The following is a 14,765-nucleotide window of genomic DNA, read 5'->3' as shown; positions in this document are numbered from 1 at the left end:
ACAACTCCTTTTTCTGAACAATGCCCCATAATGGCGGCAAGTGAACATTCCGTCAACACACGCCACCAAAAAGTAACGCCAAAAGCTATCGAAACCGGGCCACGCCGACACCAAGACGCTTGATGATCTTTTGCAGGGCCACGCGGGAAAGCCCGCTGATCCGTGCGGCCTCGGAGACATTTCCCGAGGTGACCGTCAAGAGGTTCTCCACGTAGGCCCGCGTAAAATCGTCCACCACCGCGGCCTTGGCTTCCTTGTAAGGAGAAACGGACGGAGCCCCCTGCCCGGTGCCGGACGAATCCGATGTCTGGCTTTCCACAAAGCGGACCAGAGCCATGTCCACCACTCCGGAGCCGCTGCAGAACACGGAAAGCCGCCTGACGAAATTCTGCAATTCGCGCACGTTTCCGGGCCACTGCCGGGCACCGAGATAGGCCAGGGCCTCGGGCGAAAGCTCGCACGGTTCCCGATCCATTTCCTCGCAGGTCCGAAACATGAAATGGTGCGCCAGCAGAGGGATGTCGCCGGGCCGGTCCCTGAGTGGCGGCACCTGCACGGAAAGCACGTTCAGCCGATAGTAAAGGTCCTCACGAAAGCTTTTGTCACGCATCCGCGCTTCCAGATCCTGATTGGTGCTGGCCAGAATGCGCACGTCCACGGGCACGTTGCGGTTGGCACCAACAGGCCGGACCTCCTGCTCCTGCAGGCAACGCAACAGCTTGGTTTGCAGGGCGAGGGGAATGTCCCCGATCTCGTCCAGCAGCAGGCTGCCCCCCCGGGCCGCAACGAACAGCCCGTCCCGGTCGCGATCCGCACCAGTGAATGCGCCACGCACATGGCCGAACAGCTCGGATTCCAGCAACTGCTCAGGAATGGCCGGGCAGTTCACGCTCAGCAATTCGCGTCCGGAACGACGGCTCAGATCGTGGATGGTCCGGGCCACCAGTTCCTTGCCGGTGCCGGACTCCCCGCGAATGAGCACGGTGTAGTCGGATTCGGCAATGGCAGCCAATGCATCCTTGAGCCGACGCATGGGCGCACTGTCGCCCACAAGCGCATCGCACTGCGCGTAACGGCCCACAAGGCTGCGCAGGCGCGTGTTTTCCATCAGAAGGCGATGGTGTTCCAATGCCCGTGCCGTAACCCGGAACAGATTCTCCGGTTCCACGGGCTTGGTCAGAAAATCGTGGGCGCCACCCTTGACCGCCTGCACGGCCGTCTCGATGGTGCCGTAGGCCGTGAGCAGCACGGCCGTGGTCTGCGGGCACATTTCCCGGGTCCGGTCCATGAGCTCCAGGCCGTCCATGCCGGGCATGGAAAGGTCGGTCATGAGCACGCCGAACGGCTCATTCTCGAGGACCCCCAGCGCCTCGTCCCCGGAGTGGACCGAAATGATCCGGCGTCCGGGAAACTGGGCCTGAAGCAGGCGGGTCACCCCATGGGCGAAATCCCGCTCGTCGTCCACTACCAAAATACTTGCGTTTTCGCTCATGCTTTCCCCGTATCATTGTTCCGGGCCGGAAAACGGACCACGAATCGTGCGCCAGCGCCGGCGCTCACGTCAATGCTGCCGCCCATGTCCTTGATGATGCCGTAGACCACGGCAAGCCCAAGGCCGGTGCCTTTGCCCACGTCCTTGGTGGAAAAGAACGGGTCGAAAATGCTTTCGAGCACGTCCGGAGGAACCCCCGGCCCGTTGTCGCATACGGAAAGCACCACCTCCGCCTTGTCTGCGGAACAACTCACATCCACATCAATCCGCCCGTCTTCAGAGCCTTCCAGCGCATCCAGAGCGTTACCCAGCAGGTTGGAAAGAATCTGGTCGCCCGCCTGCCGCGAAAGCACGAAATCCCCGGCCTGAGGGTCCACATGAGCTTTCAGTCCCACGCCAAGGGTTTCGGCCTGCACTCCGTAGGAACGCACGGCTCCGCGGACCACCTCGCCCAGCGTCGCGTCCTCGGCGGCAAGCTTGGCGGGCCGTGCAAAGTTCAGCAAATCCTGCAACACGTTCTGGGCCTGGGTAGCGTGCCGCATGATCACGTCCACGTCCTCACGCGCCTGATCCGAAGGTGCAGCGTTGCGCAACAGCTCGCCATAGCACTTGATCACGCCCAGCGGATTGTTCATCTCATGGGCCAGCCCCGAGGCAAACTTGCCCACCGTGGCCAGCTTTTCGCTCTGGCGCATGCGGGCCAGCATGCGCTTCTCGTTGGTGACCTCGCGCACGTAGACCACCAATCGCCGGTCCGCGTCGCCCACCGGATACATGCTCACGGAAAAATGGCGGCCGTCCGGGGTGCCCACCTCGCGCTGGTCCGGCTGGCCGCGGTCCATGGTCTGGCGCAGCGGACAATCGCTGCCCTCCTGCCCGTAACACTCGGAAAACAGGGCGGGAATGAGTTTCTGCGCACCGTCTCCTTCGTCAGAGTCATCGTCCAGTCCGGCAAGGCTGTCACCCAATGTGCGCGCTCCCTGATTGGCCAGCACCACCGTGCAGTTGCCGTCCATGAACAACAGGGGGTCGGCAATGCCTTCCACCACGGATTGCAGCAGATCCTTCTGGCGCACGAGGTTGTCCAGGGCGCCGAGGTTTTCCATGGCAATGCCGATCTGCTGCCCCAGCGCACGCAACAGGGTGCGGTCCTGCTGTTTGAGGTCCACGCCGTGATCCCACGTCACGAACAGCAGCCCCTCGTTGACCGAATCGTCCGCGCCCACCGGAATGACCGCCCGGCCCGGTTCGAAAAGCGGCACGCTCTCCGTGAGGATTTCACGCCAGTTTTCCGGCATTTCCGGCCGTTCCAACCCTTCGGGCCACGAGTAGTAGTTCTGGGTGGCCAGCATGCAGATGAAGGCCGCGCTCGAGGCCTCGAAACGCCGGGCGATTTCCGGCAGGGCGCTGTGCCACATCTCATGCCGCGAACGGGCGCGGTTCAGCTTGTCCAGCAGGAGCACGAACAGGGCCACGTCCGACTGGCGTTCCGCGGCTTCGATGCTCAACTCTTCGGTGCGCCGTTCCACCATGCATTCCAGATTGGCCGCATAGTCGCGCAACTGGTTCTGCACGTTCACGAGATGGTCGCCCAGTTCCTCCATGCCCTGCACCACTTCCTCGATCTCGTCCTTCTGCTCCACCTTGTCCAGAACCCGGATTTCCTCCTGGTCCTTGAAACGCTCGCGGAACACGCGGGTCAGCCGATGCAGGTTGTGGGTCACCAGCCGGTTGAAGAAAAATTGCACCACGGTAAAAAAGATCAGCATTCCAGAAGCATAGATACCCACATAGCCCACGGTGGCGTCGCGAATCTGGCTCACGGCCGAATCCACGGGCAGGCCCACGAGGTCGATGCCGCCGATCTCCCCCACCTTCCTGCCGAACCCGCGCCTGTCGCCGTAGCGCTCCAGCAGCACCTTGGGAGCCTTGTCCGGGCTGCCGTGGCAATGCATGCACTTTTTCGCAAAGACCACCGGGCGCGCGGTCAGGAAATATTCCACGCCCTTGATGTTGCGATACCCTTCCCAGAACGCAAGCTCGGGGTCCGCCCGGAATTCCTGCATGAGTCCGCGCTCCAGTTCATTGATCTCGAACTTGGGATTGCGGGCGTTTTCCGAAACCCGGCGATACAGGTACTGGGATTTTTCCATGTTCAGCCGATCCATGACCTTGCGGGAAATATACGAGGAACTCATGGCCTCGATCACGAACTGGTCGTCGGAAACCATGGTGTACATCTTGGGCCGCAGGGTCGTGCGCACGTATTGCTGCACGGAATCCACCTGCGCCAGCATCAGTTCGGCCTTGTCCACCACCTGCGAATGCAACAGGTCCTTGAGATGAAAATACATGCTGGCGGAAAAGAACACGCCCACCAGCAACACGATGGCACCGAGTCCGAGCAGGAATCGGGATTGCAGGCTCTGTGGGCGCAGGGTCGTCATGGGCGAAATACTCCGTGATTGCAGTTTGCCGATGCCGGGACATGGCATGCCCGGCACGGATGACCACTGTATCACACACGGGCGGTTAGGCAAGGGAACTGAATTATTTCGGCATATTGCCAACACCCGGAGACAACTGCAAACAAAAGTTTGCAGTTGAGACCCGCGCGAAAAACAACTTATTCAATTATTATGGGTAAATAACGATTATAAAAAGTTGGTACGCCATTTGCCTACACCGGACCGACAAACACATTGTCCGGTAAAAAAACTCATTGTAAGGAGAGGTAGTATGGCAAATTCCGACGTAGGGCGTCCAAGCAACACGCCGCTGATCATCATCAGCAGCCTGATGCTCCTGTTCGGTGTCCTGGTTGTATCCGGGGCGCTCACTCCGATGTTCAAATCGTTGCACACCCACAAACAGATCGACCTCATGGAGACCATGACCTTCGTGGGGGCGATTCTCGGTTTCGTCACGGCCCTTTTGCGACAGGTGCGCATGAACAAACCCATGGGGCGATTTGACGTATTCGTGCTCGAAACCGTTCCCGGCATCCTGTTCATCATGGTGCTGGCCATGGGCATCCGCTGGTTCATGGAACCGGTGGTGGTGCTCATGTCCAAGCAACTTGTTCCGGTGCTGGGCTTCAAGCTCCACAAGGTGCTCAACCTGAACTACGTGGTTCTGGGCATCCTCGTGGGTATCGTCATCACCAACAGCTGGGGCATCCCCAAGTTCGCGGCCAGCGGCGTCAAGACCGCACGGTTCGTGCTCAAGATGGGCGTCATCCTTCTGGGCGCACGCTATTCCTTTGCCGAGCTGGCCAAGCTGGGCATGGTTTCGGTCTGGATGATCGGGTTCTTCGTGCTGGGCACGGTGTTCTTCGTGCTCTTTTTGGGCAACCTGTTCAAGCAACCCAAATCCATGACCGGCGTGCTTTCCGCGGGTATGGGCGTTTGCGGCGTTTCCGCCACCGTGGCCTGCGCCCCGGTGGTGCGCGCCCGCTGTTCCGAGATGGCCTATACCATCGGCACCATCCTCGGCTTCGGCATCCTGTGCATGTTCGCCTTCCCCACCATCGGCAAGATCGTGGGCATGAACCCGACCCAGTTCGGCGCATGGGCCGGCACCGGCATCCTGAACTCCGCTCAGGTGGCCGCCGCCTGCCTGGCCTTCAACGCCGTGGACATCAAGACCCTCAAGGTCGGTGAAATCTTCAACATCACCCGCGTGCTGTTCCTGCCGGTCATCGTTCTGGTGCTGGCCAGCTGGTACGGCAAGCAGTCGGGCAAAAAACTGAGCTTCAAGGAAGTTGTCATCGACAAGTTCCCCCTCTTCATCCTGGGCTTCCTGCTGCTCTTCCTCATGTCTTCCTTCGGCCTGTTCAGCCCTTCGGACCACTACAAGGGCAAATACCTCGACTTCAGCTACAACCAGCGCACCGAGATCACCCCCGAGGAACTGACCGTGCTGCAGAACGCCGAGACCGTTGGCATTCCGGGCCTGAACGCCGATGAAAAGGCCGCATTCGAGGATCTGGTCAAACAGCACCAGATCGCGGGCAACTTCGCGGACCGCGACAACAAGACGGCCTTCGACACCACGGCCCGCCAGCGCATGGCCGGACTGGAATCCATCCTTGCGCGCGCCAAGGGCAAGGAAATCACCATCGGCGCGGAAGTGAAAAGCGCGCTCAAGCACGCGGTCCGTCAGGTGCACAAGAAGTCCAAGACCATCGTGACCCTGACCGACGCCATGATCTGGTTCTTTGCCTACGGCCTGATCGGACTGGGCATGCAGATCACGCGCAAATCCTTGGCACAGGCGGGCGGATGGCCGCTAGTCATGGGCGCCATCTCCGGCATAACCAAGGCGTCGCTGTCCTTTATCGTCGTCATGTACTTCGTCAAAGACGTTGTTCTCAAGTAAGGAGCAGGAAACATGGAAGAAAACATAAAGCTTGAGCAGGAAAACTGCCCCACGGCAAACGAACAGGACCAGCAGGAAAACGAAGAGCGTGCCCTTTCGGTGTTCGCATCCGAAAAAAACGAAGACCTCGTGGCCCTGTCCCTGGTGCTCGTGGTGACCTTCGTGGTGCTGCTGTTCACCAAGTGGCTGGCATAAACACAATACTCACACGGGAGGGGGCACCGGCCTCCTCCCGCGTTTCGGAGCATCATGTTCAAACGCATTCTTCTCGCCACACACGGGACCCCGGGTGCGCGCAAGGCCGAAGACCTCGCCGCGGACTGGGCGCGGAAGACCGGGGCCGAGCTCGCGGTCGTTTCCATTTTCAACGACGACTGGAAGCACATGACCGGCGACGACTGGTTGAACACGTCCACGGCCCGCATGCAGTTCGCCAGCTATGTGGAAGATCAGGTCAATGATGAAATGGACGCGCTGGAACAACGCCTGCGCGAACAGTTCCAGGGACTGAACGTCCGCTTCCTGCGCCGATCCGGCGTGGTGGAGGACGAACTCTGCAAAGCCGCCGAAGAAACCGGCGCGGACATCGTGGTTCTTGGCGCGTACCAGAAAAAACAGGCTCCGGGCTTCAAGGCCCGCTTTGAAAACAGGCAACTGCATCCGCAACTGCCCTGCCCGCTGCTGGTGGCACCCTGAGCGCAAACGCATGGAAAACGCCAACACCATAACGACCTCGGACTGGATGCCCACCAACCTGCCATGGAAAGACGATTTCTGGAGCAGACTGGACGCCATGACCGTCATGCGCCTCAATCCCCACTGGCATATCGATGCCGAGGGCGAGGCATATGAGGTGGAGGACATCCTTTCCCAGACCAAATTCAAAACCCGCCCCGGCATTGCCGTGCAGGGCGGGCTGTACACCATTGAATTCGCCGGGACCGGAATGCGAATCGCCGCGCGCAAAAACGACAAGGGAAATACCGATCTTTCCTATCGCTACGAACACGGCGTGGCAGCCGGGCTGGACCCGGAAAAGGCTGAATCCGCCATGCGTTTCTGGCTGCCGAGCCTGCGGGAATACTACAGGCTCTTCACCTCGGATTCCACGCGCAACCGCTTCTGGCGGCTGTTCATGAACAAGGTCATGCTCAAAATGAACCCCACGCAGCGACGCATCTGCTCGTTCATGTTCAAGCTGACCCTTCTGGAAATGCTGCTCATCGTCATTTTGGGGGTGGGCTTCTGGTTTTACGCAAACGCAGGATAGACAATGTCGAAAACTACACGCAATTTCATACGCCATTTCTGGGTTTCCCTCGGCGCGACAGCATACCTGTCCTTTGCCGTCATGCTGCTGTACCAATACCTCGCCATCGTCAACGACCTGCCCGGCGCGTTCCTCTCCGTGCTGCACGAGGCCAACGGCGACTGGTGGCTGGACGCGGACTGGTCGCACCCGGTCTTTCTGGGCTGGCTGGGCTGCGTGCTGCTCTTTGCCGCGGGCTACGGACTGGTGCGGCGCAAGGACAACCGGGAATACCGCGAGCCGGACATTCAGAGCCAGCCCGGTTTCTGACGCGCAAAAATCATTGTTTTCGATCCCCCTGTGCCGTTGTATGAAAGCATACGGGGGATAAGACATGTGGGCGCGTATTCAGGAAATGGCCATCCGGCGTGAAGCGCCGGACGAGCTTGAACCCGGAGACAAGGCCGGAGGCGTGACCATCCGGCAGCGCATCCCCTTCATGGTCGGCAACCGCCGCTACAGGGGATTGGCTGATCTGCGCCCCTTCGAGGTCCGCCAGTTCTATGACGTGGACACCGGGGCCTTTCTGCGCTGGCAGCATCAGGCCCGCTTTGCCCATCTGGACGAACATCCCGCGTTCGTGCGGGCCTGCCGCGAATGGCACGGCGGCGTGATCCTGCCGGACCCGCGCCTGCCAACGCTGTTCCAGAACACGGCCAAGGCGCCGCTGGACAGGGAAACGGCCCTTGATTTCGCCTACCGCTTGGCCGTGACCGTCAACACCCTGCACGCCCACGGCTCGGCCCATCTGAACATCTGCACCCATTCGGTGCTGCGCGATGCCTCCACCAATGAGCCGAAACTCATGCGCTTCGGGCAATCAATACGCGCCGGATGGCAGGACATGTGGGCCAACACGCGGCGCACGGCCGTGGACTGGCGTTTCGCCGCCCCGGAACTGATCCGCGGCGATCCGGCCCATGCGCCCGCCGACATTTTCGCCTTCGGCACCCTGCTGCAGGAAATCACCAACCCGGCTCCCAAAAGCCACTCCATTGCCCAATGGCTTGCCTCCATGCCCCAACTCTGGAAACTGCTGGTCACCACAAAACCGGACGAATCACTGCCCCCGGCGGTCCGCGCCCTGATCAGGGAGTCGCGCGCCTTCCGTGCCGAAGACCGGCCCACCATGGCCGAGGCCGTGGACATTCTCGCGGCAACGGCCCGCGGAGAATACGCCATTGCGCCCGAGGTGGAAGACCCGCCGCGTCCCGAGACAGTAGGACGCCGCCATGTCATGGTTTTTGTCAAACCGGACCGGCACGCGCCACACCTGTTCGCCGAGGCCTTGGAAAGCGCGGCAGAAACCGACGACGCGCTTTTGTTCGTCAGCCTCATTCCCGTGAATCTGGCCTATGGCGAGTTGGAGATGTTCAAGGCGCAACTGTTCAAGACTTTGGGCGCCGGATTGCGGCAATGCCGGGAAAGGGGAGCGCTCTGGGGGCTGCGCCTGCTGGAAAATGTGGACGCGGAACGCGCTGCCGAACGCATGGTCCGCCAATTTTCTCCGGACCACGTCCTGTGCGGTCCGCCATCGCCCAAAGGCGTGCTGCGCCGCATGAGTTCCGGGGTGGTGCACCACATCGAAAAAACCGAAACAAATCTGAAAATCATCGACAATTCCGATCAGGCAAGGGCCTTCAACGCCGATTCAGGCACCGACTGAGAAACGCGTCCATGGTCTCTGCGTCGGAAACCCCCACCAGACGATCCACTTCGTCGCCGCGCTCCAACAGCACGTAGCTCGGCGTGCCGCGCACCATATGGCGCCGCATGCCCGCGTCCAAAAAACCTTCATGATACACGAGGCAGCGCAATCGCTCCCCGTACTTGCGCTGCATGCGGTCCAAAAGCGCGACCTGCCGGGCGTACAGCGGGTCGCGTTTGAGAAAACCAAGCAACACCGTCCCCTGGAAACGGACCACTTCCTGATGTTCCTGCCTCGGATCAATCCATTCGACCATGCTGCACCTGTATTCACGACCATTTTGCCGTGGTTGATCCAAGGTTCATGCCCCGAATCCCTTAGCCCCCTTAGATTCCTGCATGGCCGAACATAACCACCCGTTTTTGTTGCCGTATGAAAATGTTAGTATTTTCAGCTCATTGAACATGAGCACATGAACAAACGTACCCGCATTGCGCGCCATGCGAACAAAAGCAACAATTACAGAATGTTAAAAAAAACGCCTCTTTGTCGCACAACATACTGAAATGCGACAGAAAGGCATAAAAAAGCGACACCGCGACACTTGCGGCGCTTGCTGGTGGCGACGAGTCCTGTGTCCAGTAATCCGAAAAGTCTACTGCTCCAGGCCGAACTGGTCCATCTTGCGGTACAGGGTGGCCCTGTGAATGCCCAACAACTTGGCGGCCTTGGCTTTGTTGCCCCCGGTCTTTTTCAGGGCTTCGACGATGGCGGCCGCATCGGCGTTGACGGGCTTGCGTTTCCTCATGGGGGCGCTTTCCCGTATGCCGCTGAAATCCTCAATAATATCACGTCGAATGTATTCCAGCCCGATTTCTCCTTCTGGGGCCAGAATGCAGGCATGCTCCATGATATGCTTGAGCTCGCGGATGTTGCCGGGCCACTGGTAGCGCATGAACAGGTCCAGCACCTCCTGACTCACGCCCGTAAAACGTTTCTTGAACGTTTCGCCGAACGCTTCCAGAAAATGGTTGACCAGCAGGGGCATGTCTCCATCCCGTTCGCGCAGGGGCGGCAGGTATACGGGCATGACGTTGAGCCGGTAATAAAGGTCCTCGCGGAAGGCTCCCTCGTGCACCTTGGCCAAAAGGTCCACGTTGGTGGCCGCGATGATGCGCACGTCTGCCTTGCGGGTCTTGGATTCCCCGACCTTTTCGTATTCCTTCTGCTCAAGGAAACGAAGCAGTTTGACCTGGAGCAGCGGGGATATGTCGCCGATTTCGTCCAGAAAGAGGGTGCCGCCCTGTGCGGCCTCGATGCGCCCGACCTTGTCGCGCACGGCCCCGGTAAACGCTCCCCTGATGTGCCCGAACAGCTCGCTTTCCAGCAGGCTTTCGGAAAGGGCCGAGCAGTTGACCTTGACCATGGCGCACGCGGCACGGCTGCCCCCGTAGTGCAGGGCGTCGGCCACCAGTTCCTTGCCGGTTCCGGATTCCCCGCGCACGAGCACCGTGGAGTCCAGTGGCGAAAGCTGTTCCAGCAGATGATAGACCTCCTGCATGCACTCGCTTTTGCCCACCATGCCCCGGAACCCGAATCGTTCCTGAAGCCGTTTTTCCAAATCCGCAATGCGGGTGATGTCCTTGATCACCAGCACGGCGCCGACAAACTGCATGTTGGCGTCCATGAGCGGCGAGCAGTTCAGTTCCAGCATACGTTCCGGGCCGCCGTCGTGGCTGCACTGCACCTCGTACCCGCGCACGGGCCTGCGGGTGCGCAGCACCTGCTGCAAAACGCTGACGCACGGACTGTTCGCACAGGTCATGACGTCGCCTACGGGACGGCCGGGAGCATTGTCCCGGTCGATGGAACACATGGGCGTGACCGCACTGTTGGTGGAAATGACGCGCATGTCGCTGTCCACGGTAATGATGCCGTCCGGAATACTGCGGAACGTTGCCTCCAGATTCAGGCGCAGACGCTCCTTTTCGCGATTGGCCATTTCAAGGGCCTCATCCGCTGCCTTGCGGTCGCTCACGTCGCGGCCCACACACTGGAACTGGCGAAGATGGCCCTTGTGGTCATAAATGGCCCGGTTGATCCAACGCATCCAGCGAATGGCGCCGTCGCTGCGCATGGTCCGCTGTTCCACGGCCATGACCGGGCGTTCGGGCGTGACCTTGCGCACCCATTCCATAAGGTTGTCCCGCTCCTCGGCCACCACCAGCGAAAGGAAGCTGGTGTCCAGCAGGTCGTCCTCATCACGGTTGAAAAACTTGGTGCAGGCCGGATTGACGAAGGTGAGCGAAAAATCCGGGGCAAAACGGCAGATGAGTTCGGTCTGGTCTTCAACCACGGCCCGATAAAGCCGTGCGCCCTCGCGCAGGGCCTCTTCCACCACCTTGCGGTTGGAAATGTCGCGGATGAACGCCGTGGTCACGGCCTGCCCGTCATGCCCGAAATGGCTCATGGACGCTTCCACCGGGAATTCGGAGCCGTCCTTGCGAACGTGGTGCCGCAGGGGGGAGGCTTCATAGCCCTGCCGCAGGTCCTGCATGCTCTGCTCCGGTTCCGCGGCAATGTCCTCAAGGCTCAGGCCCAGCATTTCCTCGCGGGAATATCCGTACAGGCGCAAGGCCGCGTCATTGGTGTCCAGAATACGGCCATCCGAACGGTTGATAAGCAAAATGGCATCCCGCGCGGCCTGATACACGCTGCGATATCGCTGCTCGCTCTGGGCCAGCTCCTGCTCGGAGCGCCTGCGGGCGGTCACGTCCGTTTCCACGAGGGTGAATCCCACCAGAACCCTGTCGCGATAAACCGGCCTGAGCATGATCTCAAACATGGCTTCGCCGCGCGCCTTCTCGAACTGGACGTTCTCGGCGCCGCGGCGCACTTCTTCCACGGCCCGCTCGAACAGGTCGCCGGCCTCGGGGTCCACCAAATCGCGGTACTGCCTGCCGCGCACGGAATCCACGGTCCGTCCCAGCGCCGATGCGGCCGCCGTGTTGGCGTCCACCACATGCCCGGCCGGGTCCAGAGCCCACGCCGGAGTAGGACAGGTGTTGAGAAGCCCCTGAAAAAGACTGCGCAGGTCGCGTCCCTCGTGCCCCAGCAGACGCACGCGCTTGAGCAGGCGGCAATGATCCACGGCACGAAACGCCACCGCAGCCAGCGTAGCCCGCTCCACCGGAATCCGAACATAGCCGAATACGCCATGCTCGAACATGGAAAGGGCATGATCCACGCCGTCGTCCTCCACCATCACGATCAACGGCACGTGCAAGCCCATATCCAGAAAACGGTCCACCAACGATTGTCCATGTTCCAGAGGCAGGTTGCCGGCCATGGCCACATCGGGCCACCCCTCATCAAGGCGCCTGAAAAATTCCTCCGGATCATCTGTTTGTGCAACATCGTAACCGCACTGCTCCAAAATGTCGGCCAACAGACGCCGCACACGCTGATTACGGTCACACACGAGAAATCTGGATCGCAAAACTCCCACCTTGTAATTTGTCATGTCTCCCCGGGGAGTAACAGTACACCATCGTCATGCGAAAGAACAGCCCGGACGCAACGGGTCCGACACAACTCTTGACATATGCACACATCTATTGTCCTATTAATGAGAGGAAAATTTCAACCCATAAGGAGTGGGACTATGTCACAGTTTACCGAAAAAGACCTGCCGGTCGAAGTGCATCACGGCGAATTGGTCACATTGAGCGACGGCACCTCGGTCCGCTTCGAATCCAACGGCGAGGCCAAGGACATCATGATCAATGACGGATTTTCACCGGCCACAACCCTGTTCCCGGGTAACGAATACAGCTTTGAAGCCCATGGAGAAAGCTTTCGCATCACCTGCACCTTTGAAGACTCCATGAAAATCGAAAAGTGTTGAACCATGACGGGGGCGAATCCGAAAGGGTCCGCCCCTCTCGTCTTTTACTCAATATCATGGACTTTGCCGCAATTGTCGGCAATACTGCCATTTCTGTGAAATAGAGGGAGGCGCTACGCGCGGAATAGGCAGAGCTGAGGGGCTTCTGCAGCAACGAGGGAGAAATCAGAACATGGCAAAAGTGCTGATAGCCGAAGACGACAGAATTTCACAAAAGCTCGCAGTAAAAATCGTGGAAGGTATGGGCCACGACGCCTACGTCAGTCCGCACGGAAAGCATGCCTACGAGGCCCTTATGGCCTGCAACGACTTCGACATGCTGCTCACGGACATCATGATGCCCGAAATGGACGGCCGCCAGCTCATCCAGACCCTGCGCGGCGACCAGCAGTTCATGGACCTGCCCATCGTGATCATGTCCGCGGTGGTGGGCATCGGTGAAATATCCAACCTGCTCAAGCTGGGAGCGACCCTGTTCCTGGCAAAGCCTCTGGATCGCAAGGAATTGCAGGAATACATCCAACGCTGCGTCCACGAATCCGGAAACGGCAGCAAAGTCAAGAAAAAGACCCAGCCCAAGAAAAAGACCTGATCCCACCAACATTTCCTGCCCCGGACCAACAGGTTCCCGGGGCACGGGTGCATCCGCATGCACATCCTTGCCAGCCCCGCCTCCGGCGGGTATTCTTGTTGCCGCTTTCCGATAAAAAGATCAAACGGGCGCAGCCCATGAGGTACGAAATGAACAACATGAAACGCATATTTCTCACGACACTGGCTCTCCTGACTCTGGCCTTGGGCGCGACAGCCGCATGGGCCGCCGACACTCCCGATCCGGAAAACACGCTCTACATGGACCTCAAGGACGGCCGCGTGGTCATCGAGATGTACCCGGACCTGGCTCCGAAGCATGTTGCCCGCATCAAGGAACTGGTGCGTCAGGGATTCTATGACGGGCTCACCTTCCACCGCGTGATCGAAGGCTTCATGGCCCAGACCGGCTGCCCGCAGGGCAACGGCACGGGCGGCTCCGGCCAGAAGATCAAATCCGAATTCAATAACCACCGCCATTACCGGGGTGTCTGCTCCATGGCCCGCGCCCGCGACGTGGACAGCGCGGACAGCCAGTTCTTCATCATGTACGACAAGGCACCGCACCTGGACCGCCAGTACACGGTCTGGGGCAAGGTCATCAAGGGCATGGAATATGTGGACATGATTAAGAAAGGCAACCCGCACGCCAATGGAGCCGTTACGAATCCTGACCACATCATCCGCATGCAGGTCGCAGCGGACGTCGAACAATAAACGAGGTTGGGCCACATGAAATCACTGATCAAAAAGAACGCCGCACACATGTTCATGGTCGGGGCCTGCCTGCTGATGCTGGCCCCGTACGCCCGGGCCGCGGAACCCACACTGAACGTCATGCCGGAAATCAAGCCGGAAACCGTCGATGCCCTCAAGCAGATGGCCCACGGCGTGACCATGGGCAACGGCACGGAAGTGGTCATGGTTTCGGACCCGTTCTGCGTTTTCTGCCGCATGTCCTATGACCACCTGATGCGCGAGGCCGACAAGGTCGGCCAGCTGTATGTAGTCCATGTTGCTCTGGCCGGGCATCCCGGATCGGACATGGCCGGCGCCCTGGCCGGCTACCTTGCGGAAAAGGGCAAGGGCCGCGAGGCCCTCGACCTGGCCTACCGCATTGAGCAGCCGGAAACCAAAAGCTACTCTCAAGCCGGAGCGATCATCTACAAGACATTCCAGGAAAGATTCCCTGAAGAATTGGCAGACATGACCATGAAACAGTTTGCGGCCGCACGGTTCCCCCAATACTTTGAAACGGCACAGGCCGTGGGCAGACTGGGGTTCAAGGGCACGCCGCATATCATTGCACGCGGCAGGCACATGAATGGCTACAAATCCTCGTGGCTGGACCTGCTGCTCATGGAAAACAACAAGTAGACGCTTCACCTGATTTGCTCAAAAAAGACGGGCCGGGGTTCATGCGAACTCCGGCCCGTAT

14 protein-coding genes are annotated in these 14,765 nt (G+C 59.8%); 10 read left to right on the top strand and 4 right to left on the bottom strand.

The genetic code is table 11. The features are described from left to right. Positions 1 to 85: 85 nt before the first annotated feature. Positions 86 to 1,492 carry a sigma-54-dependent transcriptional regulator gene (locus F8A88_RS01995; protein WP_151149341.1) on the bottom strand — a complete coding sequence of 469 codons (1,407 nt, stop codon included), beginning with the start codon at positions 1,490 to 1,492 and terminating at the stop codon, positions 86 to 88. Next, positions 1,489 to 3,939: a c-type heme family protein gene (locus F8A88_RS01990; RefSeq protein WP_151149339.1), complete on the bottom strand. Its 2,451-nt coding sequence runs from the start codon at positions 3,937 to 3,939 to the stop codon at positions 1,489 to 1,491. The genes F8A88_RS01995 and F8A88_RS01990 overlap by 4 nt, the downstream gene beginning before the upstream one ends. A gap of 292 nt (positions 3,940 to 4,231) precedes the next feature. Between F8A88_RS01990 and F8A88_RS01985 the strand changes: the two genes are divergently transcribed. From F8A88_RS01985 to F8A88_RS01960, 6 genes are all read left to right on the top strand, one after another. After that, on the top strand, positions 4,232 to 5,872 hold the full coding sequence (locus tag F8A88_RS01985) for a YeiH family protein (RefSeq protein ID WP_151149337.1): 1,641 nt from the start codon (positions 4,232 to 4,234) through the stop codon (positions 5,870 to 5,872). Positions 5,873 to 5,884: 12 nt separating this feature from the next. Beyond that, positions 5,885 to 6,067 carry a hypothetical protein gene (locus F8A88_RS01980; RefSeq protein ID WP_151149335.1) on the top strand — a complete coding sequence of 61 codons (183 nt, stop codon included), beginning with the start codon at positions 5,885 to 5,887 and terminating at the stop codon, positions 6,065 to 6,067. A gap of 54 nt (positions 6,068 to 6,121) precedes the next feature. Further along, positions 6,122 to 6,568, top strand: a complete 447-nt coding sequence (locus tag F8A88_RS01975) for a universal stress protein (RefSeq protein ID WP_151149333.1) — start codon at positions 6,122 to 6,124, stop codon at positions 6,566 to 6,568. A 10-nt stretch (positions 6,569 to 6,578) separates the two neighbouring features. Beyond that, positions 6,579 to 7,142 carry a hypothetical protein gene (locus F8A88_RS01970; protein ID WP_151149331.1) on the top strand — a complete coding sequence of 188 codons (564 nt, stop codon included), beginning with the start codon at positions 6,579 to 6,581 and terminating at the stop codon, positions 7,140 to 7,142. A gap of 3 nt (positions 7,143 to 7,145) precedes the next feature. Then, positions 7,146 to 7,451 carry a hypothetical protein gene (locus tag F8A88_RS01965; protein WP_151149330.1) on the top strand — a complete coding sequence of 102 codons (306 nt, stop codon included), beginning with the start codon at positions 7,146 to 7,148 and terminating at the stop codon, positions 7,449 to 7,451. A gap of 64 nt (positions 7,452 to 7,515) precedes the next feature. Next, on the top strand, positions 7,516 to 8,847 hold the full coding sequence (locus F8A88_RS01960; protein WP_151149328.1) for a protein kinase domain-containing protein: 1,332 nt from the start codon (positions 7,516 to 7,518) through the stop codon (positions 8,845 to 8,847). On the opposite strand, the gene F8A88_RS01955 is transcribed toward F8A88_RS01960, so the two are convergent. Further along, a complete protein-coding gene (locus F8A88_RS01955) occupies positions 8,822 to 9,145 on the bottom strand; it encodes a YbbN family protein (RefSeq protein ID WP_151149326.1) in 324 nt (107 codons plus the stop codon). The genes F8A88_RS01960 and F8A88_RS01955 overlap by 26 nt on opposite strands. 339 nt (positions 9,146 to 9,484) lie before the next feature. Continuing rightward, positions 9,485 to 12,352: a sigma 54-interacting transcriptional regulator gene (locus tag F8A88_RS01950; protein WP_151149324.1), complete on the bottom strand. Its 2,868-nt coding sequence runs from the start codon at positions 12,350 to 12,352 to the stop codon at positions 9,485 to 9,487. Between the two features lie 141 nt (positions 12,353 to 12,493). Between F8A88_RS01950 and F8A88_RS01945 the strand changes: the two genes are divergently transcribed. The 4 genes from F8A88_RS01945 to F8A88_RS01930 all read left to right on the top strand — a co-directional run bounded on the left by F8A88_RS01945 (position 12,494) and on the right by F8A88_RS01930 (position 14,704). Beyond that, positions 12,494 to 12,736, top strand: a complete 243-nt coding sequence (locus F8A88_RS01945) for a hypothetical protein (RefSeq protein ID WP_151149322.1) — start codon at positions 12,494 to 12,496, stop codon at positions 12,734 to 12,736. Between the two features lie 172 nt (positions 12,737 to 12,908). Continuing rightward, positions 12,909 to 13,328, top strand: coding sequence for a response regulator (locus tag F8A88_RS01940; protein WP_151149320.1), 420 nt, complete (start codon positions 12,909 to 12,911; stop codon positions 13,326 to 13,328). Positions 13,329 to 13,486: 158 nt separating this feature from the next. After that, positions 13,487 to 14,044: a peptidylprolyl isomerase gene (locus tag F8A88_RS01935; RefSeq protein ID WP_151149318.1), complete on the top strand. Its 558-nt coding sequence runs from the start codon at positions 13,487 to 13,489 to the stop codon at positions 14,042 to 14,044. Positions 14,045 to 14,059: 15 nt separating this feature from the next. Next, positions 14,060 to 14,704, top strand: coding sequence for a DsbA family protein (locus tag F8A88_RS01930; protein ID WP_151149316.1), 645 nt, complete (start codon positions 14,060 to 14,062; stop codon positions 14,702 to 14,704). Positions 14,705 to 14,765 lie beyond the last annotated feature (61 nt).

Origin of the sequence: Pseudodesulfovibrio senegalensis, from assembly GCF_008830225.1 — a bacterium.
Taxonomy (GTDB): domain Bacteria; phylum Desulfobacterota; class Desulfovibrionia; order Desulfovibrionales; family Desulfovibrionaceae; genus Pseudodesulfovibrio; species Pseudodesulfovibrio senegalensis.
Note: the sequence above shows the minus strand (reverse complement) of the source record. Positions and strands in the feature narration are given on the sequence as shown.